Origin of the sequence: Escherichia coli (assembly GCF_036503815.1) — a bacterium.
Lineage (GTDB): Bacteria > Pseudomonadota > Gammaproteobacteria > Enterobacterales > Enterobacteriaceae > Escherichia > Escherichia coli_F.
Genome location: NZ_AP027764.1, coordinates 3,594,596 through 3,620,639, shown reverse-complemented (window position 1 = coordinate 3,620,639; position 26,044 = coordinate 3,594,596). Strand labels below are relative to the sequence as shown.

Below are 26,044 nucleotides of genomic sequence, written 5' to 3'. Positions count from 1 at the left end.
TATTTGTGATTATTACCAGACTAACATACCTGTATGCGCCGCCTGAAGGAAGTCTCAACGCTGAATACAGAATTTCTAATCTGGATGCAGATTTATCTTCACCGGACGCAGACTTGTCTATGATGTCGCGTCATACTATTTTTCAACACGTTGAAATCTGATCAGGGAGAGAAGTATGAAATTATTGCAGCGGGGCGTGGCGTTAGCACTGTTAACCACATTTACACTGGCGAGTGAAACTGCTCTGGCTTATGAGCAGGATAAAACCTACAAAATTACAGTTCTGCATACCAATGATCATCATGGGCATTTTTGGCGCAATGAATATGGCGAATATGGTCTGGCGGCGCAAAAAACGCTGGTGGATGGTATCCGCAAAGAGGTTGCGGCTGAAGGCGGTAGCGTGCTGCTACTTTCCGGTGGCGACATTAATACTGGCGTGCCCGAGTCCGACTTACAGGATGCCGAACCTGATTTTCGCGGTATGAATCTGGTGGGCTATGATGCGATGGCAATCGGTAATCATGAATTTGATAACCCGCTCACCGTATTACGCCAGCAGGAAAAGTGGGCTAAGTTCCCGTTGCTTTCCGCCAATATCTACCAAAAAAGCACTGGTGAGCGCCTGTTTAAACCATGGGCGTTGTTTAAGCGTCAGGATCTGAAAATTGCCGTTATTGGGCTGACAACCGATGACACAGCCAAAATTGGTAACCCGGAATACTTCACTGATATCGAATTTCGTAAGCCCGCTGATGAAGCGAAGCTGGTGATTCAGGAGCTGCAACAGACAGAAAAGCCACACATTATTATCGCGGCGACCCATATGGGGCATTACGACAATGGTGAGCACGGCTCTAATGCACCGGGCGATGTGGAGATGGCACGCGCGCTGCCTGCCGGATCGCTGGCGATGATCGTCGGAGGTCACTCGCAAGATCCAGTCTGTATGGCGGCAGAAAATAAAAAACAGGTCGATTACGTTCCTGGTACGCCATGCAAACCGGATCAACAAAATGGCATCTGGATTGTACAGGCGCATGAGTGGGGCAAGTACGTTGGTCGGGCCGACTTTGAGTTTCGCAACGGCGAAATGAAAATGGTCAACTACCAGTTGATTCCGGTAAACCTGAAGAAGAAAGTGACCTGGGAAGACGGGAAAAGCGAGCGTGTGCTTTACACCCCTGAAATCGCCGAAAACCAGCAAATGATTTCGCTGTTATCACCGTTCCAGAACAAAGGCAAAGCGCAGCTGGAAGTGAAAATAGGCGAAACCAATGGTCGTCTGGAAGGCGACCGCAGCAAAGTGCGTTTTGTACAGACCAATATGGGGCGGTTGATTCTGGCAGCACAAATGGATCGCACTGGTGCCGACTTTGCGGTGATGAGCGGAGGCGGAATTCGTGATTCTATCGAAACAGGTGATATCAGCTATAAAAATGTGCTGAAAGTGCAGCCATTCGGCAATGTGGTGGTGTATGCCGACATGACCGGTAAAGAGGTGATTGATTACCTGACCGCCGTCGCACAAATGAAGCCTGATTCTGGTGCCTATCCGCAATTTGCCAACGTTAGCTTTGTGGCGAAAGACGGCAAACTGAACGACCTGAAAATCAAAGGCGAACCGGTCGATCCGGCGAAAACTTACCGTATGGCGACATTAAACTTCAATGCCACTGGCGGTGATGGCTATCCGCGTCTGGATAACAAACCGGGCTATGTGAATACCGGCTTTATTGATGCTGAAGTGCTGAAAGCGTATATCCAGAAAAACTCGCCGCTGGATGTGAGTGTCTATGAACCGAAAGGTGAGGTGAGCTGGCAGTAACCCGAAAGTGCCGGATGTTCGCATCCGGCACAATGCTTAATCGCGACGAGCGATATCAGCAAATTTGGCATCGAGGATCTTCGCCAGGTCGCTTGCCGCCAGTTCGATGTCCAGCCCGCGCTTGCCGCCAGAAACAAAAATAGTGGCAAACTCTTGCGCGGGGGCGTCGATAATCGTCGGCAGGCGTTTTTTCTGCCCCAGTGGGCTAATCCCCCCAACCAGATACCCCGTCGAACGCTGCGCAACCATCGGATCGGCCATCTCAACTTTCTTGGCACCCAACGCCTTTGCTACTTTTTTAAGATCCAGTTGACCTGCGACCGGCGTAACGGCCACTGCCAGATGTTTCATATCACCGTTCACTGCCACCAGCAGCGTTTTGTAGACCTGATCCGGATTCAAACCTAATTTTTTGACGACTTCATCGCCAAAATTGGTTTCAGCCGGATCGTGCTCATAGGTGTGGATTTGAAACGAAATCTTGTTTTTTTCGAGTAATTTAACTGCGGGTGTCATGGTAATTTTCCTGCCTTAAACAAAAAAACGAAGCAAGCATACGCCTGATGGCGGTCCAAAAAAAAGAGTCATCTTGCCTAAGAGTATTGGCAGGATGGTGAGATTGAGCGACAATCGAGTTACACCGTCGCTTAAAGTGACGGCATAATAATAAAAAAATGAAATTCCTCTTTGACGGGCCAATAGCGATATTGGCCATTTTTTTAGCGCAACATCTGCGGCAAATTCCCTTCTCCATACAGATGTAAAGCTCCGACCGCGACCACATAGCGCCCCGGCGGCATGGCGCGTAATTTGTCCCGCCAGGCGAGATTTCGCTGATGCATCAGTACATCGTACAGCGACTGACTGAACGTATTGGGCAGCGTTATTTCATTATTTTGCGGCGGCGTATTCAGCCACCAGCTCATCATTTGTTGCAGCAACCGTGCATTGGTGTGCCAGTGGGTCAGCGTATCGTCCAGCAGCGCCAGTCCTTTGTCAGGGAACTGGAGCAACATGGCAATCTGGTTGTCTGCCCCTTCCAGTTCAATTACGGGTTTATCTTGTTGTTTCGCCACCTGCAATAGCTGGTAATCGATACCATATTCTGCCCGCAGCCCCAGTTTTTGCGCCTGCGTTGCCTGAAGAACCATCGCGATTTGCCACAGTGGTTGGGTGGAAAAGAGCGACGGAGAAATGCCCATCTCCTGGCTTATGTGTTGCAGATTTTGTAATTGCTCCTCGCTAATGCGCTCTTCCAGCGCCTCGCAGGCAGGCAAATTGGCAAAAGGCGTATCGCTGGTGGAAACATCCGCCTCGACGATCAGCGCATCGGCGTTTTTGAGCTTTTTGAGCAAACGGGTGGGCAGGGGAGCCATATCGTGGCTACCCATATGAATACTGCCGATCAGATGAAAATGGCGATTGCCGGGAAGAGAGATATCGATAGCAGGCCAGGTGTAATGATTGCCGCGCAGCGCGGCCCAAAGCGTTTTTACCCGGTACAACAGATCCATACGACCTCCCTTTGTGAAATATCATGCTAGCGCGCGGGGAGGGATGGCGCAAATGGAGTTGGGACGGATTAAATATTTGGCACGCCGGGAAAAACGTGCAAAAAGGTCGCGTAAGGCCAAAAAATCGCTTCATCTCGGATGCCGGATAAGGCGTTTATGCCGCATCCGGCAGGCATGCGTCGATGCCAGATGCGCCACCCTAAAGCAGCGCATCCGCAATGACATACTTATTCCTTCGGTTTAAACCGCAGCAACCGGTTGGCGTTACTCACTACGGTAATCGACGAGAGTGCCATTGCTGCCCCGGCAACTACCGGGTTAAGCAGGGTTCCAGTGAACGGCCACAAAATACCGGCGGCGACCGGAATACCAATGCTGTTGTAGATAAACGCACCGAGCAGGTTCTGCTTCATGTTGCGCAGCGTTGCGCGGGAAATTGCGAGCGCATCCGCAACACCCATCAGGCTATGGCGCATCAGGGTAATCGCCGCGGTTTCAATGGCAACATCACTGCCGCCACCCATAGCAATACCGACATCCGCCTGAGCCAGCGCTGGCGCGTCGTTAATGCCGTCGCCCACCATTGCCACCTGACGTCCTTCACTTTGCAGACGTTTGATCGCTTCGGCTTTACCGTCTGGCAGCACGCCGGCTATCACCTCATCAATCCCTGCTTCTTTGGCGATCGCATTGGCGGTGGTGGGGTTATCCCCGGTTAGCATCACCAGACGATATCCCGCTTTATGCAGACGTTGCAGCGCCGCCACGCTATCACTACGCAATGGATCGCGTACAGCCAGCAAGGCCACCGCTTTCCCGTCAACCGCCAGCAGCACAGGCGTTGCCCCTTGCGATGCCTGAGCTGAAATATCTGCTTCAATCGCTTTAGTATCGACTTGCTGGTCATTTAACAACGCCTGATTACCCAGCAATAACGCATGACCTTCTGCTTCACCGCTCACGCCCAGCCCACGCAATGTACGGAAGCTGTTGACCTGCGGCAGCTGCATATCGCCTGCTTTATCGAGGATCGCCCGTGCCAGCGGATGGCTGGAACCTTGTTCCAGTGCCGCCGCCAGACGCAGCGCCTGCGCTTCGTCAACATCAGCAAATGTTTTCACCGCGACAACCTGCGGTTTACCTTCCGTCAGCGTCCCGGTTTTATCGAATACTACGGTATCGAGCGTACTGGCGCGCTGCAGCGCGTCGGCGTCCCGCACCAGCACGCCAAATTCAGCCGCACGCCCTACGCCGGAAATAATCGACATTGGCGTTGCCAGCCCCAGCGCACACGGGCAGGCGATAATCAGTACCGTAGTGGCAATCACCAGGGTATAAACAATTTGCGGTGCCGGACCAAAGAAGTACCAGATTGCCGCACTGACCAGCGCAATCACCACCACTACCGGCACAAATACGGCAGAGATTTTATCCGCCAACTGGCCGATTTCCGGTTTACTGCTCTGGGCCTGGCGCACCATACGAATGATCCGTGACAGCGTAGTATGGCTGCCAACCGCACTGGCACGAAACAGCACGCTACCGTCCTGCACCACGGTACCGGCATGAACGCTATCGCCTTCGCCTTTTTGTTGTGGGATAGGTTCGCCCGTCAGCATTGCTTCATCCAGCCACGCTTCGCCCTGGGTAATTTCACCATCTACCGGTACACGATCGCCGGTCGTCAGGCGTAGTAACATACCAGGCTGAACATCTGCCAGCGGCACGCTTTTTTCACCTTCGTCAGTGACCAGGCGCGCCGTCGGCGGGGTTAAATCGAGTAATTTCTCCAGCGCCTTTGAAGAACGCTGACGTGCGCGCGCTTCCAGCATATGACCGAGATTAATCAGACCGATAATCATCGCACTGGCTTCGTAATAAAGATGTCGCGCTTCCATCGGGAACCACTGCGGCCACAGGTTGACGCTCATTGAATAGAGCCACGCCACGCCAGTACCCAGCGCCACCAGCGTATCCATTGTCGCCGCACCGTTCAGCAGGCTTTTCCATGCGCTACGGTAAAAATGCCCGCCGGCGAAAACCATTACCGCCAGCGTTATCAGGCCGATAACTAACCACAGACTGCGGTTGTCGGCGGTGACCATCATGTTATCGCCGATCATCCCCCAGACCATCACCGGGATACCTATCGCCAGAGCGACAATTGCCTGCCAGCGGAAGCGCTTCATGGTAGCGACGGCGGTTTCCTGCTGGCGCTCGCGGCGTTTAGCGTCATCTTCAATCGCTTCCGCGCCGTAGCCCGCTTTTTCCACCGCCTGCACTAAATCTTGTGGGGAGGCACTGCCCATCACCAGCGCAGTACGCTCCGCCAGGTTTACCCGTGCCTGAGTGACGCCCGGTACGCTTTGCAGCGCATTTTGTACGCGGGTAACACAGCTGGCGCAGCTCATGCCGCTCAGCAGCAACTGCTGACTGTCATCGTCATCGGCGTTTGCTGCCGGAAGCGCCTCAGAAACCGCTGTCAGTGCTTCCGACGGGATTGATGACTCCGCCAGCGGTTTAGCCTTTGGGTGGCTTACAGATGCGTCATAACCCGCTTGTTTGATGGTTTCGATCAGCTGTTCTGCACTGGCAGTACCGGTAACGTGTGCTTCAGTGATAGACACATCCGCCTGCTCAACGTCCGGGCGCTGTTCGAGACTTTCTTTCACGCGTTTAACGCAGTGACCGCAGGACAGGCCGTCCAGGGTCAGGTCGATAGTTTGTGACATAACGTACTCCTTTAAGACAGTGTTGACTGACTGTGTTAAAGGTTAAACCTTCCAGCAAGGGGAAGGTCAAGAAATTAATAAACCAGGCGGGTAAAAGTCCGTAAAGATTAAAAAATCGGCTCAATTTGCATCAGGGTTAGACATTTATCTCTTTGTTTTCCTGTAGTTAAGTCGCGGGTGCTAAGTTAAATCAGGATGCCTGAAAATCGGCACCGGGGTGAGGAATCCCCTCCCGCATCTATAAAAAGGAGTTAACAAAAGATGTTAGATGCAAACACATTACAGCAGGCAGTGGATCAGGCTTACACCCAATTTCACTCACTTAACGGCGGACAAAATGCCGATTACATTCCCTTTCTGGCGAATGTGCCCAGTCAACTAGCGGCAGTGGCTATCGTGACCTGCGATGGTAAAGTCTTTAGCGCGGGTGACAGTGATTACCGCTTTGCGCTGGAATCCATTTCAAAAGTCTGTACGTTAGCCCTTGCGTTAGAAGATGTCGGCCCGCAGGCGGTACAGGACAAAGTTGGCGCTGACCCGACCGGATTGCCCTTTAACTCGGTTATCGCCTTAGAGTTGCATGGCGGCAAACCGCTTTCGCCACTGGTAAATGCTGGCGCTATTGCCACCACCAGCCTGATTAACGCTGAAAATACTGAACAACGCTGGCAGCGAATTTTACATATCCAACAACAACTGGCTGGTGAGCAGGTAGCGCTCTCTGATGAAGTCAACCAGTCGGAACAAACAACCAACTTCCATAACCGGGCCATAGCCTGGCTGCTGTACTCCGCCGGATATCTCTATTGTGATGCAATGGAAGCCTGTGACGTGTATACCCGTCAGTGCTCCACGCTCATCAATACTATTGAACTGGCAACGCTTGGCGCGACGCTGGCGGCGGGCGGAGTGAATCCGCTGACGCATAAACGCGTTCTTCAGGCCGACAATGTGCCGTACATTCTGGCCGAAATGATGATGGAAGGGCTGTATGGTCGCTCCGGTGACTGGGCGTATCGCGTTGGTTTACCGGGCAAAAGCGGTGTAGGTGGCGGTATTCTGGCGGTCGTCCCTGGCGTGATGGGAATTGCCGCGTTTTCACCACCACTGGACGAAGAAGGCAACAGTGTTCGCGGTCAAAAAATGGTGGCATCGGTCGCTAAGCAACTCGGCTATAACGTGTTTAAGGGCTGATCATGATGAACACGGAAGGTAATAACGGTAACAAACCCCTCGGTCTATGGAACGTCGTTTCCATTGGCATTGGGGCAATGGTGGGGGCGGGGATCTTCGCGCTGCTGGGGCAGGCTGCGTTGCTAATGGAAGCCTCGACCTGGGTCGCCTTTGCTTTTGGTGGTATTGTGGCGATGTTTTCTGGTTATGCCTATGCGCGTCTGGGGGCGAGCTATCCCAGCAATGGCGGTATTATCGACTTCTTTCGACGCGGATTAGGCAACGGCGTCTTTTCGCTGGCGCTCTCGTTACTGTACCTGTTGACGCTGGCGGTAAGCATCGCCATGGTCGCCCGTGCTTTTGGCGCTTATGCCGTGCAGTTTTTGCATGAAGGCAGCCAGGAGGAGCACCTTATTCTGCTCTACGCGTTGGGGATCATTGCGGTGATGACGCTATTCAACTCCTTAAGCAACCATGCGGTAGGACGGCTGGAAGTGATCCTCGTCGGCATTAAAATGATGATCCTGTTATTGCTGATTATTGCCGGTGTCTGGTCGCTACAACCGGCGCATATTTCCGTCTCTGCGCCTCCCAGCTCCGGTGCGTTCTTCTCCTGTATCGGGATAACCTTCCTTGCCTATGCGGGCTTTGGCATGATGGCGAACGCGGCGGATAAAGTGAAAGATCCGGCGGTCATTATGCCACGGGCGTTTCTGGTGGCGATTGGCGTTACCACACTGCTTTACATCGCGCTGGCGCTGGTACTGCTTAGCGATGTATCGGCATTAGAGTTAGAAAAATATGCCGATACCGCCGTAGCGCAGGCAGCTTCTCCGCTGCTCGGGCATGTGGGTTATGTGATCGTCGTCATCGGCGCTTTACTGGCGACGGCTTCAGCCATAAACGCGAACCTGTTCGCCGTGTTTAACATCATGGACAACATGGGCAGCGAACGCGAACTGCCGAAGCTAATGAATAAACCTCTGTGGCGGCAGAGTACCTGGGGCAACATCATCGTCGTGGTGTTGATTATGCTGATGACGGCGGCGCTGAATTTAGGCTCACTCGCCAGCGTTGCCAGTGCCACCTTTTTGATCTGCTACCTGGCGGTGTTTGTGGTGGCGATGCGCCTGCGTCATGATATCCATGCCTCGTTGCCGATTCTTATCGTTGGCACGTTGGTTATGTTGTTGGTGATCGTTGGCTTCATCTACAGTCTGTGGTCCCAGGGCAGTCGTGCGCTGATATGGATTATTGGCGCACTCTTACTCAGCCTTATTGTGGCAATGGTCATGAAGCGCAATAAAGCCGTATAAAACCTCTCTGCGCGCAGTACTTTCTGTACTGCGCCTTTGTCTTTAATTCAAATTTCCTTTCTTATTCCTTTAATAAATAAGTCACAAAAAAATGATATATACGCGATAAATCTGTGATACTAATCACTTATTGCTGTGGATTATTCTTAATGCGTATGATGGTAATCTAAAAGTCGTAGTGTATTCTAAATAAATAACGTATAAGCTTTTTAACTGCATTTCTTTGCCAATATCAATGATCGACAAAAGAGATGCACAAGTTATTACCCTTCTTAATAAAATGAGACTGGTTATAAAAACCAGTTAAAATAATGACCTGGAAGGAAGTGACTTATCTATGGCGCGATTCCAGTTTAAAAGCCGTAAAAATAATGGGTTTATTTTTTTAATAAGTTTTATGGTGATGGGAGAAGCTACAATTGCTGCACCGCTGCCACAATGGGCGAACGCCCCAGCGGTAACGCCAGTTGCCCGATTATCTTTACAGGAAAGTATATTACGCGCCTTTGCGCGAAATCCCGACGTCACTCAACAGGCGGCGCAGATAGGTATTGGCGAAGCGCAAATTGATGAAGCCAAAAGTGCCTGGTATCCGCACGTTGGATTAACCGGCAACGCGGGGCCGTCCCGACAAACGGACTCCAGCGGCAGGCTGGATAATAACGTTTCTTATGGCATAACCCTGACGCAGCTAGTGTATGACTTCGGTAAAACAGATAACGATATCAAACTGCAAACCGCCGCTCGTGACAGCTACCGCTTTAAATTGATGGCAACCTTAACCGACGTAGCCGAAAAAACGGCGACGACCTATATGGAAGTCAGCCGTTATCAGGCGTTGTGCGATGCGGCGCAACGTAATATCCACTCGCTGGAAAACGTCTACAACATGGCGGCACTGCGCGCTAACGCTGGCCTGAACTCATCGTCGGATGAATTACAGGCCCAGACGCGTATTGCCGGAATGCGTTCAACGCTGGAGCAATATCAGGCGCAGATGGCGAGCGCCAAAGCGCAACTGGCGGTGCTCACTGGCGTACAGCCGGAGGCGATAGCCGCGCCACCTGCTGAATTAGCCGAGCAGCCGGTATCGCTGAAAAATATTGATTACCAGTCCATCCCGCTGGTGCTGGCGGCAGAAAACTTACGCCAGTCAGCACAGTACGGCGTGGAAAAAACGAAAGCGCAATACTGGCCAACGCTCAGTATTCAGGGGGGTAAAACGCGCTACCAGACCAGCGACCGCTCGTATTGGGACGACCAGTTACAACTGAACGTTAACGCGCCGCTGTATCAGGGCGGCGCAGTTTCAGCCCAGGTGCAACAGGCTGAAGGGCAACAAAAAATCTCTGCCTCGCAGGTCGAACAGGCAAAACTGGATGTGCTGCAACGAGCGTCTGTGGCATATGCGAACTGGACCGGCGCACGGGGTCGCGAAGAAGCCGGTTTAGCACAATCCGAAAGTGCGCACAAAACGCGAGATGTGTACCAAAATGAATATAAATTGGGCAAACGCAGTCTGAACGATCTATTAACCGTCGAGCAAGATGTCTTTCAGGCGCAATCGGCTGAAATAAATGCCAATTATGATGGCTGGGTCGCCGCAGTGAATTATGCCGCTGCGGTTAATAACCTTATTCCATTAGCGGGAATTAAACAGGGCTTATACAACGACTTACCCGACTTGAAATAATCCTGCCATTATTAATATCAGGTATGCATCGTTGTTAAGTGATTACCTTTGTCTGATTTAGATAAATGGACTCGCTAAGGATATGCGCCATTTATCAGGAATGCCATTATGAGCCTGATTATTGATGTTATTTCGCGAAAAACATCCGTCAAACAAACGCTGATTAATCCTGGCGACGTTACGGTTGTCATTTATGAGCCCTCCGTGGTGCAGGTTCATGCTCAGGCCTCTGCCGTTGCGCGTTACGTCCGTGAAGGAAATGACCTGCTGATCTATATGCAGGACGGCACGGTGATCCGCTGCAACGGTTATTTCCTGCAAGCGGCAAATACCAGCGAACAATCCGAACTGGTGTTTGCCGATGGGCAACAGCTAACCCATGTCACCTTCGCCGATACTGCTGCGGGTGGATTAGCCCCCGTAGAACTGACTGCCCAGACCACTGCGATTGAAAGCATTGCGCCATTTCTTGATACCGTTGCTCAGACCAGCGCCTTCCCGTGGGGTTGGCTGGCGGGGGCGGCGGTAGGTGGTGGTGCGCTTGGTGCACTGCTGGCAAGCGGTGGTGATGGCGACTCGAAAACGGAAGTGATTAATAACCCTACACCACCCGCTGAGCCTGGCAACGCCACACCATCATTTTTAGTTACCGATAATCAGGGCGATCAGCGCGGTATTCTTTCCGCCAACGATATCACCGATGACACTACGCCAACCTTTAGCGGCAGCGGACAGGCGGGGGCGACCATCCAGATTAAAGACAGCAATGGTGACACCATCGCCAGTACCCAGGTCGGTAGCGATGGACGCTGGAGCGTCGATTTGCCTACGCAAAGTGCGGGCGAACACACCTGGTCGGTGGTGCAAATTGTTGGGAGCACCATTACCAACGCCGGGTCGATAACGTTAACCATCGACAATAGTCAGGCCAGCGTGCAGGTTGCCATCACCGCGGGCGATAACATCATTAACGCCAGCGAACAGGCCGCCGGGTTTACGCTTTCTGGCACGACGAGCAACCTGGCGCAGGGAACCGAACTCACCGTCACGCTAAATGGTAAAACCTACACCACCAGCGTAGGCGCTAACGGTGGATGGAGCGTGCAGGTGCCGACCGCCGATGCGCAGGCGTTAGGCGAAGGGAATCAGGCAGTGCTGGTCAGCGGGAAAGACGCCACAGGCAATACGGTCACCGGAGCGCAGCTGCTAACGGTCGATACCCAGCCGCCAACACTTGCTATCAACACCATCGCTCAGGACAACATCGTCAGTGCTGCGGAACATAACGCCGCGCTGGTACTGAGCGGCACTTCGAATGCAGAAGCGGGGCAAACAGTAACCCTGACCGTCAACGGGAAAAGCCATTCAGCAACCGTCGGTAGCGACGGAACCTGGCAAGTGACGCTGCCTGCCACGGAGGTCCAGGCACTGGCGGAGGGGAACTACGCTGTCAATGCCAGTGTCAGCGATCGGGCAGGGAACACCACCAGCAACAGCGCGAATTTCACGGTAGACACCTCAGCACCCGTGGTCAGCGTTAACACCGTGGCGGGCGACGATATTCTTAATAATGCCGAGCAGGCCGTCGCGCAGATCATCTCCGGACAAGTCAGCGGTGCTTCTCCAGGCGGTACGGTAACGGTGAAATTGGGCACTCATGTCCTGACGGGCATCGTGCTGGCAGATGGCAGCTGGAATGTGGCACTGGACCCGGCGGTAACCCGCACGCTGGATCGCGGAGCCAATACGATTTTCGTCACCGTGACAGATGCTGCAGGAAATACCGGCGCGGCGTCTCGAGCAATCACGCTGGTCGGTGTTTCTCCGTTGATCACCATTAACACCGTCTCCGGCGATGACATTATCAGTGGCGCAGAAAAAGGTGCGCCACTGACCCTTACCGGTAGCACTCAACAGGCCGAGACAGGACAAACCGTCACAGTAACCCTGGCTGGACAGAGTTTTACCACTACCGTACAGGCCGATGGCTCCTGGAGTCTGACGGTACCTGCCGCCGCGATGGGAAATCTGCCTGACGGTGCGGTGGCGATTACCGCTTCAGTGACGGATCTCAGCGGCAATACCGGCAACACCTCCCGCACCATTACCGTCGACAGCCAGGCCCCGGCCTTAAGCATCGACTCGCTGACGGCTGATAACATCATCAACGCCGCCGAAAGTGGTCAGGATCTGCAAATCACGGGCACCACCGACGCTCAGCCGGGGCAGACGGTGACCGTCACGCTTAATGGGCAGACCTATCAGGGCGTCGTGCAGTCAGATGGCACCTGGAGCGTGACCGTTCCCGCCGCCAACGTTGGCGCACTGGCTGACGGCAACGCCACGGTGACAGCCAGCGTGAACGATGTCGCGGGTAACCTGACCAGCGTCTCACGGGTGGCGCTGGTCGATGCCACGCCGCCGGTGGTGACCATTAATCCGGTGGCAACCGATAACGTCATTAACACGCCGGAACATACCCAGGCGCAAATCATCAGCGGCACGGTCACCGGCGCGCAGGCGGGCGATATTGTCACCGTTACGCTGAATGATGTGGATTACACCACGGTGGTGGATGCTTCCGGCAACTGGAGTCTGGGCGTTCCGGCCTCCGTTGTCAGCGGACTGGTGGACGGCAGTTATCCGATCAACGTTTCAGTGACTGATCGCGCCGGAAATACGGGTAGCCAGTCACTGACCGTCACGGTTGATACCGCCGCGCCGGTGATTGGCATTAACACTATCGCGGGCGATGATGTGATCAACGCCAGCGAAAAAGGAGCCGATCTCCAGATCACCGGCACCAGCGATCAGCCTGTTAATACCACCATCACCGTGACGCTGAACGGGCAAAATTACACCACTACAACCGACACCTCCGGCAACTGGAGCGTCACCGTTCCGGCATCGGCGGTAACCGCACTGGGCCAGGCCAACTATACGGTAACGGCGGCGGTGACGAGTAATATCGGCAACAGCAACACCGCCAGCCATAACGTGCTGGTCGACAGCGCGCTGCCCGGCGTGACCATTAACCCGGTGGCAACCGACGATATTATTAACGCCGCCGAAGCGGGTGCTGCGCAAACCATCAGCGGGCAGGTGACTGGAGCCGCCGTTGGCGACACGGTAACCGTTACGCTGGGCGGTAATACTTACAGCACCACCGTGCAGGCCGGTTTAAGCTGGAGCGTGAGCGTTCCGGCGGCAGATATTCAGGCGCTGGGTAATGGCGATTTAACGGTGAGCGCCTCGGTCACCAATCAAAACGGCAACACCGGCAGCGGCACGCGGGATATCACCATTGACGCCAATCTGCCCGGTCTGCGGGTCGATACAGTAGCGGGCGATGATGTGGTCAATATCATCGAACACGGGCAGGCGCTGGTGGTCACCGGCAGCAGCTCGGGGCTGGCTGAAGGCACGCCGCTTACCGTTACGATTAACAATGTGGAATACACCACTGCGGTGCAGGCCGATGGTGGCTGGAGCGTGGGCGTCACGGCGGCGCAGGTTAGCGCCTGGCCTGCGGGAACAGTGACAGTTACCGTGTCCGGGGAAAGTAGCGCCGGAAATCCGATAAGCATTACGCATCCGGTAACGGTCGATCTCACGCCGGCGGCGATCACCATCAACACCATCGCCACGGACGACGTGATTAACGCCGCAGAAAAAGGCGCTAATTTAACTCTTTCCGGCACCACCACTAATGTAGAGCCAGGACAAACCGTCACCGTCAACTTTGGCGGGAAAAATTACACTGCCAGTGTGGCGAGCGATGGTAGCTGGAGCGCCACCGTTCCCGCTGCCGATTTAGCGTTATTAACCGATGGCAGCGCTTCCGCGCAGGCCAGCGTCAGCAATATCAACGGCAATAGCGCCTCGGCGGTGCATAACTACAGCGTCGACAGCAGTGCGCCGACCATCATTATCAATACCGTTGCCAGCGACAATATCGTTAACGCCAGCGAAGCCGATACGGGCGTGACGGTGAGCGGCACCACCACCGCTGAAGCGGGGCAGACTATTACCGTTATTTTCGGTGGCAAAAGCTACATCACCACGGTTGCCGCGGATAATACCTGGGGGCTGACGATCCCAGCCGCCGATCTCGCAACCTTGCCGGATGGCGCAGCAAACGTCCAGGCCAGCGTCAGCAACGTCGCGGGTAACAACGCCCAGGCAACGCATGTTTATAGCGTCGATGCCACCGCGCCCTCCGTTACTATCAACACCATCGCCAGCGACGATATTCTTAATGCCACCGAAGCGGGATCGGCGCTGACTATCAGCGGCACCAGCACCGCAGAAGCCGGGCAGACAGTGACCGTGACGCTAAACGGCGTCAATTACAGCGGCAACGTGCAGACAGACGGGAGCTGGAGCGTCAGCGTACCAACTGGCGATTTAGCCGACCTTACCGCCAGCCCCTATACGGTGAGCGCGGCGGTCAGCGACAAAGCGGGCAACCCAACCTCGGCAACGCATAACCTGACGGTGGATCTTGCCGCTCCGGTCGTCACCATTAACACGGTAGCGGGCGATGACATCATTAACGCCACGGAACATGCTCAGGCGCAGATTATCAGCGGCTCGGCAACGGGCGCGACGACGGGTAACACGGTTTCCGTGACGATTGGCACGACCACCTACACCACCGTGCTGGACGCCAACGGCAACTGGAGCATCGGTGTGCCTGCCAGCGTGATTTCCGCGCTGGCCCAGGGCGATGTGACCATTACCGCCACGGTTACCGACTCCGCAGGCAACAGCGGCACGGCCTCGCACACTGTCAGCGTGGCGCTCGGTGCACCGATACTCGCCATTAACACCATCGCCGTCGATGACATCATCAACGCCACGGAGAAAGGCGCGGATCTGTCGATTTCCGGCACCAGCAACCAGCCTGCGGGCACGCAGGTAACTGTTACGCTCAACGGGCAAAATTACACCACCACTGCCGATGCTTCCGGGAACTGGAGCGTGACTGTTCCGGCGTCTGCGGTTGGTACGCTCGGTGAAGCGACTTATACGGTGACTGCCGCCGCAACCGATGTTGATGGCAATAGCGGTTCCGCCAGCCATAACGTGCAGGTTAATACCGCGCTACCGGGCGTCACCATTAACGTTGTGGCAACGGACGATATTATTAACGCCGCCGAAGCGGGGGCAACTCAAACTATCAGCGGGCAGGTCACGAGGGCCGCGGCGGGCGATACGGTGACCGTGACGCTCGGTGGGGCGACTTACACCGCTACGGTACAGGCAGACTTAAGCTGGAGTGTCGATGTTCCGGCTTCGGCGTTACAGGCGTTGGGCAACGGAGAGCTGACCATTTCGGCTTCGGTAACGAACAGCGTAGGCAATACCGGTAACGGCACGCGCGAAATCACCATAGACGCGAATCTCCCCGGTCTGCGGGTCGATACCGTGGCGGGCGATGATGTGGTTAATAGCATCGAGCATGGTCAGGCACTGGTGATAACCGGTAGCAGCAGCGGGCTGGCGGTGGGCGCGGCGCTGACGGTGGTGATCAATAACGTCACCTACGGCGCGACGGTATTAGCCGATGGCACCTGGAGCGTCGGCGTTCCGGCGGTAGATGTCAGCGCCTGGCCTGCGGGGGCGTTGACGATTACGGCGAGCGGCAGCACTACAGCCGGAAACCCGGTGAGCGTTACGCATCCGGTGACTGTCGATCTCTCGGCGGTGGCGGTCAGCATCAACGCCATTACCGCCGATGATGTGATTAACGCCGCTGAAAAAGGCGCGGCATTAACGCTCTCCGGCAGCACCTCTGGCGTGGAGGCCGGGCAAACGGTCACCGTGACCTTTGGCGGTAAAACCTATACTGCAAGTGTCGCGGCGAATGGTTCCTGGAGCACCACGGTTCCGGCGGCGGATATGGCAGCCCTGCGTGATGGTGATGCCAGCGCGCAGGCCAGCGTCAGCAACGTTAACGGCAATAGTGCCACCACTACCCACGCTTACAGCGTCGATGCCACCGCGCCAACGGTGACCATTAACACCATTGCGGGCGACGATATTCTTAACGCCGCCGAAGCGGGTGCGGCGCTGACCATCACCGGCAGCAGCACGGCGGAAGCCGGGCAGACGGTGACCGTCACGCTCAATGGCGCAAACTATACTGGCACGGTACAAACGGACGGCAGCTGGAGTATCAGCGTACCGCCAGCCGACTTAAGCGCTCTGACCGCCAGCATCTACACCGTCAGCGCGGCGGTGAGCGACAAGGCCGGAAACCCGACCTCGGTTAACCACAACCTGACGGTGGATACTTCCGTTCCGGTCGTCACCATCAACACGGTGGCAGGCGATGATGTGATCAACGCGACGGAACACGCCCAGGCGCAGATCATTAGCGGCTCTGCCACGGGGGCGGCAACCGGTAGCACCGTGACGGTGACTATCGGCTCAAATACCTTCACCACCGTGCTGGATTCCAGCGGTAACTGGAGCATCGGCGTTCCGGCAAGCGTCGTCTCGGCGCTGGCGAACGGCACGGTGACCATTAACGCCAGCGTCACCGATGCCGGGGGTAACAGCGGCAGCGCCACCCATCAGGTGACGGTCAATACCGGGCTGCCGACCATTACCTTTAACGCCATCAGCAGCGATAACGTCCTGAACGCCGATGAAAAAGGCCAGCCGTTGACCATCAGCGGTAGCAGTACGGGGCTGGCGACCGGCGCACAGGTTACCGTCACGCTCAACGGTCATAACTACAGCGCTACCACCGACGCAGCAGGCAACTGGACCTTAACCGTGCCGGTGAGCGATCTGGCGGCCTTAGGTCAGGCTAACTATACCGTCAGCGCCAGCGCCACCAGTGCGGCAGGCAACACCGCCAGCAGCCAGGCGAATTTACTGGTCGACAGCGGCCTGCCAGGCGTCACCATCAATACCGTGGCGGACGACGATATTATCAACGCCGCCGAAGCCGGGGCCGATCAAACCATCAGCGGGGTGGTGACCCGTGCCGCCGCTGGCGATACAGTTACCGTGACGCTGGGCGGTAACACTTACACCGCTACGGTACAGGGCAACTTAAGCTGGAGCGTCAGCGTTCCGGCAGCCGATCTCCAGGCGTTGGGCAATGGTGATTTGACCATTACCGCCTCGGTCACCAACGCGAATGGCAACACCGGCAGCGGCACGCGAGATATCACCATTGACGCCAACCTGCCAGGTCTGCGCGTGGATACCGTCGCGGGCGATGATATCGTCAACAGCATCGAACATGGGCAGGCGCTGATAATCACTGGCGGCAGTAGCGGCCTGAATGCAGGCGCCGCGCTGACGGTCACCATCAACGGTGTGGCCTATGCTGCCACGGTACAGGCAGACGGGAGCTGGAGCGTCGGCATTCCAGCAGCAAGCGTCAGTGCATGGCCTGCGGGGCCGTTAACCGTTGAAGTGACAGGCCAGAGCAGCGCCGGAAACCCGGTCAGCGTCAGCCATCCGTTCACCGTCGATTTAACGGCTGTGGCAATCAGCATCAACACCGTTGCCAGCGACGACGTGATTAACGCCGCCGAAAAAGGCACCAATCTGACCCTTTCTGGCAGCACCAGCGGAATTGAAAGTGGGCAAACCGTTACCGTCACTTTTGGCGGCAAAAACTACACCGCCAGCGTCGCCGCCAACGGTAGCTGGAGCGTGAACGTTCCAGCGGCAGATCTGGCAACCTTGCCAGACGGCGCGGCGAACGTGCAGGCCAGTGTCAGCAGCGCGAGCGGCAACAACGCGTCGGCAACTCATGCGTATAGCGTTGACGCCAGCGCACCGACGCTCACCATTAATACCATCGCCAGCGATGACATCCTTAACGCCACGGAGGCGGGAAGCCCGCTCACCATCAGCGGCACCAGCACCGCCGAAACCGGGCAGACGGTCACCGTCACCCTTAACGGCGCAACTTACACCGGTAATGTACAGGAGGACGGTAGCTGGAGCGTCAGTGTTCCCACTTCAGCCCTGGGCGCGCTGAGTGCAAGCAATTACACCGTCAGCGCCACGGTCAACGACAAAGCGGGTAACCCCGGCAGCGCCAGCCACAATCTGGCGGTAGACACCACCGCGCCGGTTCTCACCATTAACACCGTGGCGGGCGATGACATCATCAACGACGCCGAACACGCCCAGGCGCTGGTGATCTCCGGTACCAGCACGGGCGGGGAAGCGGGCGATGTGGTGAGCGTTGTGCTCAATGGCAAAACGTATACCACGACGCTGGATGCCTCCGGCAACTGGAGCGTTGGCGTTCCAGCAGCGGATGTTGCGGCACTCAGTAGCGGCGCACAGACCATCACCGCCAGCGTCAGCGATCGGGCGGGCAACAGCGACGACGCCAGCCGAACCGTCACCGTTAACCTCACCGCGCCAGCGATTAACATCAACACCATCGCGGGCGATGATGTGATCAACGCGGCGGAAAAAGGATCTGATCTGGCGCTTTCCGGCACCAGCGATCAGCCTGCGGGTACGGCGATCACCGTCACCCTGAACGGACAAAACTACAGCGCCACCACCGATGCCTCCGGCAACTGGAGCGTCACCGTGCCCGCCTCGGCGGTCAGTGCACTGGGCGAAGCCACCTACAGCGTGACGGCGAGCGTCACCAACGCCCAGGGCAACAGCAGTACTGCCAGCCATAATGTGCAGGTCAATACCGCGCTGCCGGGCGTCACCATTAATCCGGTGGCGACGGACGATATTATCAACGCTTCAGAGGCGGGCAGCGCGCAAACTATCAGCGGCCAGGTAACCGGGGCGGTGGCGGGCAGCACCGTCACCGTTACGCTGGGCGGTAAAACTTACACCGCCACTGTCCAGCCAGATTTAAGCTGGAATGTAAGCATACCAGCCGCTGACTGGCAGGCGTTAGGTAACGGTGAATTAACGGTTAACGCCTCGGTGACCAACGCCGTTGGCAACACCGGCAGCGGCATGCGTGATATCACCATCGATGCCAGTCTGCCCGGTCTGCGGGTGGATACCGTCGCAGGCGATGATGTGGTCAATATCATCGAACACGCTCAGGCGCAGGTGATCACCGGGAGCAGCTCCGGCTTTACGGCAGGTACGGCGCTGACCGTGGTGATAAATAACCAAACTTATGCCGCCACGGTGTTGGCGAACGGCACCTGGAGCGTCGGCGTTCCGGCGGCGGATGTCAGCAACTGGCCTGCGGGAACGCTGAATATTACCGTTAGCGGGGCGAACAGTGCCGGAACACAAACCAGCATTACCCATCCGGTGAGCGTTGATCTCACTACCGTCGCTATCAGCATGAACAGCATCACCAGCGATGATGTGATTAACGCCACTGAAAAAGGTGCGGCGCTAACGCTCTCCGGTAGCACATCCGGCGTCGAAGCGGGGCAAACCGTTACCCTTACCTTTGGCGGCAAAACTTACACCACCACGGTGGCGGCAAACGGTAGCTGGAGCACCACCGTTCCGACTGCGGATTTGGCGGCTCTGCGTGACGGCGATGCCAGCGCCCAGGTGCGGGTGACTAACGTCAACGGCAACAGCGCCACGACAACGCATGAATACAGCGTCGATAGCGCCGCGCCAACGGTGACCATCAACACCATTGCCAGCGATAACATCATCAACGCCAGCGAAGCGGCGGCGGGCGTCACGGTGTCCGGCACCAGCACCGCGGAAACCGGGCAAACGCTCACCGTCACGCTAAACGGCACTAACTACCAGACCACGGTGCAGGCAGACGGCAGCTGGAGCTTAACGCTGCCTGCCAGTGACTTAACCGCACTTGCCAATAACGGCTACCCCCTGACCGCCACGGTCAGCGATCTGGCGGGTAACCCTGGCAGCGCCAGCAAAGGCGTCACCGTCGATACCACCGCGCCCGTCATCAGCTTCAACACCGTGGCAGGCGATGACGTGATTAACAACGTCGAACACGCTCAGGCGCAGATTATCAGCGGCACCGCCACGGGCGCGGTGGCGGGTGACCGCCTGGTGGTGACCATCGCCGGACAGCAGTATGTCACCAGCACCGATGCCAGCGGCAACTGGAGCGTTGGCGTGCCAGCCAACGTGGTTTCCGGCCTTGCAGACGGCACGGTGACCATCAGCGCCACCATCACCGACAGCGCAGGCAACAGCAGCACGCAGACGCACAACGTGCAGGTCAATACGGCGGTGGTGTCGCTCTCAGTCAGCACCATCAGTGGCGATAATATTATTAACGCCGCCGAAGCAGGCAGTGCGCTGACCCTGAGCGGCACTGGCACTAATTTCGCGACAGGCACGGTGGTGACCGTGCTGCTTAATGGCAAGGGCTACAGCGCCACCATTCAGAACAACGGGAGCTGGAGCGTGAATGTGTCGGCGGCAGACGTCGCGGCACTTGCGGATGGCACCAGCTACACGGTTAGCGCCTCCGCCCAGGACAGCGCAGGAAACAGCGCCACGGCCTCGCGCAGCGTGGCGGTGGATCTCACCGCGCCGGTTATCAGCATTAACACCGTTTCGACGGACGATCGACTCAACGCCGCCGAACAGCAGCAGCCGTTAACCCTTAACGGCTCGACCAGCGCGGAAGTGGGGCAAACGGTCACCGTCACCTTTGGCGGCAAAACCTATACCGCCACGGTTGCCGCCAATGGCACCTGGGCGCTGAACGTGCCTGCGGCGGATCTGGCATCGCTCGGGCAGGGTGCGCAGACCATTACCGCCAGTGTGAACGATCGTGCCGGTAACCCCGGTCAAACCACGCACGCCCTGACCGTCGATACCGTTGCGCCAACGGTCACCATCGCCACGGTGGCGGGTGACGATATTATCAACAACGCCGAGCAGCTTGCCGGGCAGACCATCAGCGGCACCACCACCGCCGAAGTGGGCCAGACGGTGACCGTTACCTTTAACGGGCAAACCTGGACCGCAACGGTCGGCAGCGGCGGAAGCTGGTCGGTGTTTATTCCGGCGCAGCAGTTTGCCGGATTAAGCGACGGCAGCTACACCATTAGCGCGACGGTCAGCGATCAGGCCGGAAACCCCGGCAGCGCCAGCCGTGGCGTGACGCTGAACGGCGATGTGCCCACCGTCACCATCAATACCTTTGCGGGCGATGATGTGGTGAACGCGGCGGAACACGGCGCGTCTTTGGTGATCAGCGGCACCACCACCGCCCCAGTCGGGCAGACGCTGACTCTGACCTTAAACGGTAAAACCTACACCACTACGGTGCAGACCGGTGGTAGCTGGAGCTACACCCTCGGCAGCGCCGATGTCACCGCGCTGGCGGACGGCAATGCCTATGTGATTAACGCTTCGGTGAGCAATGCCATTGGCAACATCGGTAGCAGCAATCACACCATTACCGTCGATCTCAGCGCCCCGGCGATGGGCATTAATATTGATTCCCTGCAAGCCGACACTGGCCTTAGCGCCAGCGACTTTATCACCAGCGTCAGCCCGGTGGTGGTCAACGGCTCACTCACCGCCGCGCTTGCCAGTAACGAGACGGCGCAAATCAGTATCGACGGCGGTGTAACCTGGAGCACGCTTACCGTTACTGGCACGACCTGGCGCTATAACGACAGCCGCACGCTGACCGATGGTAACTATCTCTATCAGGTGCGGGTGATTGATGCGGCGGGCAACGTCGGGGCGACTGATAGCCAGAATGTGGTGATCGACACTACTGCGCCAGATCCCGCGGTGAAAACCATCGCCATTAGCGCGATCACCACCGATACAGGTCTGATTACTAATGATTTTGTCACCAGCGACACGACGCTTGCGGTGAGTGGTACGCTCGGCGCGGCACTCTCTGCTGGTGAGTCCGCGCAAATCAGTATCGATGGCGGCACCACCTGGCAGAATCTGGCGGTAAATGGATTAACCTGGACTTATCTTGACGGGCGCACGCTGACCGACGGTAACTACAACTATCAGGTACGGGTGATCGACACCGCCGGAAATATCGGCGCGACCGCCAGCCAGATAGTCACCGTGGACACCACCGCGCCGCTGGCGAGCAAAACCATCACCATTGCGGGCATCAGCGATGACACCGGTTTAAGCAGCAGTGATTTTGTGACCCGTGACACTACGCTGACCGTGCGCGGGACGCTCGGCGCGGCGCTGGCGGCAGATGAACGGGCGCAAATCAGCCTTGATGGTGGCGTTACCTGGGCCACTTTAACCGTTAACGGCACCAGCTGGAGCTATGCCGATGGTCGCACGCTCACCGACGGCACATGGAACTACACGGTGCGGGTGGTGGATCTGGCGGGGAATGTCGGGCAGACCGCGACGCAAAACGTGGTGGTTGACACCATCAGCCCGGAAGCGGCGAAAAGCATCACTATTACCGGTATCAGCGATGACACCGGAGCCAGCAGCAGCGATTTTATTACCAGCGACACCACGCTTACCGTGCGCGGCGTGCTGGGCGCGGCGCTCGGCGCTAATGAGTTCGCGCAAATCAGTACCGACAACGGCGCAACCTGGGTGAACGTGACCGTTGCCGCAGACGGTCTGAACTGGACATATGTGGACGGGCGTACGCTGACCAACGGTACCACCGCCTGGCAGGTACGGGTGGTCGATCTGGCGGGCAACGTTGGCGCAACCGGCAGCCAGTCGGCGCAGATTGACACCGTTAACCCGGCGCAGGTGCTCACCATCGCCAGCATCAGTACCGATACGGGGAGTTCGGCCACCGACTTTATCACCAGCGATACCACGCTCACGCTGACCGGTTCGCTGGGGGCGGGGCTTGCCAGCGGTGAAGTGGCGCAGATTAGCCTCGATGGCGGCGCGACCTGGACCACGCTCACCACCAACGGTACGCAGTGGACTTACACTGACAGCCGCACGCTGACCGACGGCAGCTACGTTTATCAGGTACGGGTGCTGGATCTGGCGGGAAATACAGGCCCGGTGGTATCGAAAACGGTGGTGGTCGATACGATTAACCCCACCGCCACGCCGACCATTGTGTCGTATACCGATGATGTCGGGCAGCGGCAGGGGACGTTTAGCAATTCGCAGGCCACCGACGACACCACGCCGCTGCTGAACGGTGTGCTCTCTGCGCCGCTTGCCAGCGGTGAAGTCGTTTACCTTTACCGTAACGGTCTGCTGTTAGGTGCGGTAACGATGGTCGGCGCGCTGAACTGGACTTACAGCGACAGTGGTCTGGTCAGCGGTGCCTATACCTACAGCGCACGAGTGGTGGATCTGGCGGGGAATATCACCTCCTCCAGCGATTTTGTTCTGACGGTCGATACCTCAATTCCGACGACGCTTGCGCAAATCACCAATCAAACCACACGCGATACCACGCCGATTATCAGCGGCGTAATCACGGCGGCACTCGCCAGCGGGCAGTATGTTGAAGTGGTGATCAACGGCAAAACCTACACCTCGCAGCCGGGCGGTGCGGTGGTGGTCGATCCGGCGCACAACACCTGGTATGTGCAACTGCCGGATACCGACGCGCTGGCGGCGTCTGCGACCGCCTATAACGTCACCGCGCAGGTGAAAAGCTCGGCGGGTAACGGCAACACTGCCAACGTCAGCACTGGCACGGTAACGGTTAACGCAGCGATTGATTACACACCGACCTGGACCACCGCCAGCAAATCCACCGCATGGGGGCTGACCTACGGCCTCGACACACACGGGATGTGGACAGTGCTGGCCAACCAGCAAATTATGCAATCCACCGATCCGCTCACCTGGTCGAAAACCGCCCTGACGCTGGTGCAAAGTGGCAACAACTATGCCACCAGCTCCATCGCCGATTACAACCGTAACGGTACGGGCGATCTGTTTATTACCCGTGATGACTACGGCACGGGGTATATCAACGGCTTTACTAATAACGGCGATGGTACGTTTTCCAGCGCCATCCAGGTGAACGTTGGCACCCTGACGTGGTATGGCTCGATTGTGGCGTTTGATAAAGAGGGCGACGGTTATCTTGATTTCTGGATTGGCGACGCCGGTGGACCGGACTCTAATACCTTCCTGTGGAACAACGCCGGCACCCTGACAGGCAACTCCACCACCGCTAATAACGGGGGGAGTGCTACGGTCGGTGGGGCGGTAACCGGTTATCTGTCACTCAACGAAGGTTCCGGTGTCGATCTCAATAATGACGGCAGAATTGATCTGGTTCAGCACACTTTCAACCTGAACAACAACTTCACCCTCTCATCGTTGATAAGTCAGGGCAATGGCACCTTCGTCTGGGGACAAAACACCGTCAATACTTTCCTCAGTAGTCCTGGCTCGGGGGGAAACTCGACATCCGTTTCCATGACATGGGCCGATTTCGATGGAGACGGCGATATGGATCTCTTCCTGCCCGCCAGCCAGGGAAGAGCTAACTACGGCTCGCTGTTATTCAACACCAACGGCGTGCTGGGTAGCCCGGTGGCGGTCGGCGCGACGGCAACCACCTACGCCAGTCAATTCAGCCTGGCCGTCGACTGGGATCATGACGGGTTAATGGACATCGCCCGTATCGCCCAGACCGGGCAGTCGTATCTTTATACCAACGTCAGCAACGCCAGTAACTGGACACAATCGGCACTCGGTGGCAGCCAGAGCGGCACCACCAGCGGCGTGGCGGCAATGGACTACGACTGGGACGGCGCGGTGGATGTGCTGGTAACCAAACAGTCGGGCAGCGTGTTCCTCATCCGTAACACTAACACAGTGAGCTACGGCAACTCGCTGCACCTGCGTATCACCGATCCTAACGGTATTAACGTCTATTACGGCAATACCGTGAAGCTGTACAACTCGGCGGGCGTGCTGGTTGCCACACAAATCATCAACCCGCAGTCGGGGATGGGCGTTAACGACACCTCGGCGCTGGTCAACTTCTACGGACTTAACGCGGGAGAAACCTACAACGCGGTGCTGATCAAATCCACCGGCACTACCGCCAGCAATATCGACCAGACGGTGAATACCAGCTGGGGCGGCTTACAGGCCACCGATGCTACTCACGCTTACGACCTCAGTGCTGAAGCAGGTACGGCGAGCAACAACGGCAAGTTTGTCGGCACTGGCTATAACGACACCTTCTTCGCCACCGCAGGCACCGACACCTACGACGGCTCCGGCGGCTGGGTGTACAGTTCCGGCACAGGAACCTGGCTGGCGAACGGCGGCATGGACGTGGTCGATTTCCGTCTCTCAACGGTGGGCGTGACCGCTAACTTAAGCGTCACCACCGCCCAGGCCACCGGTTTTAATACCTCGACATTTACCAATATCGAGGGGATTTCCGGCTCGAATTTTAATGACACTCTAACCGGCAGCAGCGGCGATAACCAACTGGAAGGGCGCGGCGGTAACGACACCATTAATATCGGTAACGGCGGTCACGACACCTTGCTCTATAAACTGCTCAGCGCCAGCGACGCCACCGGGGGCAACGGATCGGACGTGGTGAATGGCTTTACGGTAGGCACCTGGGAAGGCACCGCCGACACCGATCGCATTGATATTCGTGAACTGTTACAGGGCAGTGGCTACACCGGAAACGGCAAAGCCAGCTATGTCAACGGCGTGGCAACGCTGGATGCGCAGGCCGGGAACATCGGTGATTTTGTCAAAGTCACCCAGAGCGGCAGCGACACCATCGTGCAGATCGACCGTGACGGCACGGGCGGCGGCTTTGCGACAACTAACGTGGTCACGCTGACGGGCGTGCATACCGACCTCGCCACTTTACTGGCGAATCATCAGTTGATGGTGGTGTAGAG

8 protein-coding genes are annotated in these 26,044 nt (G+C 56.9%); 5 read left to right on the top strand and 3 right to left on the bottom strand.

All coding sequences use genetic code 11. The features are described from left to right. Positions 1 to 175: 175 nt before the first annotated feature. The gene (gene ushA, locus AABJ99_RS17330; RefSeq protein WP_039020777.1) at positions 176 to 1,828 is read left to right on the top strand and encodes a bifunctional UDP-sugar hydrolase/5'-nucleotidase; all 1,653 of its coding nucleotides are present in this window, start codon (positions 176 to 178) and stop codon (positions 1,826 to 1,828) included. 36 nt (positions 1,829 to 1,864) lie between these two features. Here ushA and ybaK read toward each other — a convergent pair whose 3' ends face one another. The 3 genes from ybaK to copA form a co-directional block, all read right to left on the bottom strand. Then, positions 1,865 to 2,344: a Cys-tRNA(Pro)/Cys-tRNA(Cys) deacylase YbaK gene (ybaK, locus tag AABJ99_RS17325; RefSeq protein ID WP_000186628.1), complete on the bottom strand. Its 480-nt coding sequence runs from the start codon at positions 2,342 to 2,344 to the stop codon at positions 1,865 to 1,867. A 203-nt stretch (positions 2,345 to 2,547) separates the two neighbouring features. Further along, a complete protein-coding gene (gene ybaP / locus AABJ99_RS17320) occupies positions 2,548 to 3,342 on the bottom strand; it encodes a TraB/GumN family protein (protein WP_039020775.1) in 795 nt (264 codons plus the stop codon). Between the two features lie 227 nt (positions 3,343 to 3,569). Next, complete coding sequence (gene copA / locus AABJ99_RS17315; protein WP_039020774.1) at positions 3,570 to 6,074, bottom strand: copper-exporting P-type ATPase CopA; 2,505 nt, start codon at positions 6,072 to 6,074, stop codon at positions 3,570 to 3,572. A gap of 261 nt (positions 6,075 to 6,335) precedes the next feature. Here copA and glsA point away from each other — a divergent pair, with 261 nt between their 5' ends. The 4 genes from glsA to siiEA all read left to right on the top strand — a co-directional run bounded on the left by glsA (position 6,336) and on the right by siiEA (position 26,042). Further along, positions 6,336 to 7,268, top strand: coding sequence for a glutaminase A (glsA, locus tag AABJ99_RS17310; RefSeq protein WP_039020773.1), 933 nt, complete (start codon positions 6,336 to 6,338; stop codon positions 7,266 to 7,268). 2 nt (positions 7,269 to 7,270) lie between these two features. Next, positions 7,271 to 8,563 (top strand): APC family permease, encoded by a 1,293-nt coding sequence (ybaT, locus tag AABJ99_RS17305; RefSeq protein ID WP_039020772.1) that lies wholly within the window; start codon positions 7,271 to 7,273, stop codon positions 8,561 to 8,563. 337 nt (positions 8,564 to 8,900) lie between these two features. Continuing rightward, complete coding sequence (locus AABJ99_RS17300) at positions 8,901 to 10,256, top strand: TolC family outer membrane protein (RefSeq protein WP_039021124.1); 1,356 nt, start codon at positions 8,901 to 8,903, stop codon at positions 10,254 to 10,256. Between the two features lie 108 nt (positions 10,257 to 10,364). Then, on the top strand, positions 10,365 to 26,042 hold the full coding sequence (gene siiEA / locus AABJ99_RS17295) for a BapA-related adhesin SiiEA (RefSeq protein WP_338387393.1): 15,678 nt from the start codon (positions 10,365 to 10,367) through the stop codon (positions 26,040 to 26,042). The last annotated feature ends 2 nt before the right edge of the window (positions 26,043 to 26,044 follow it).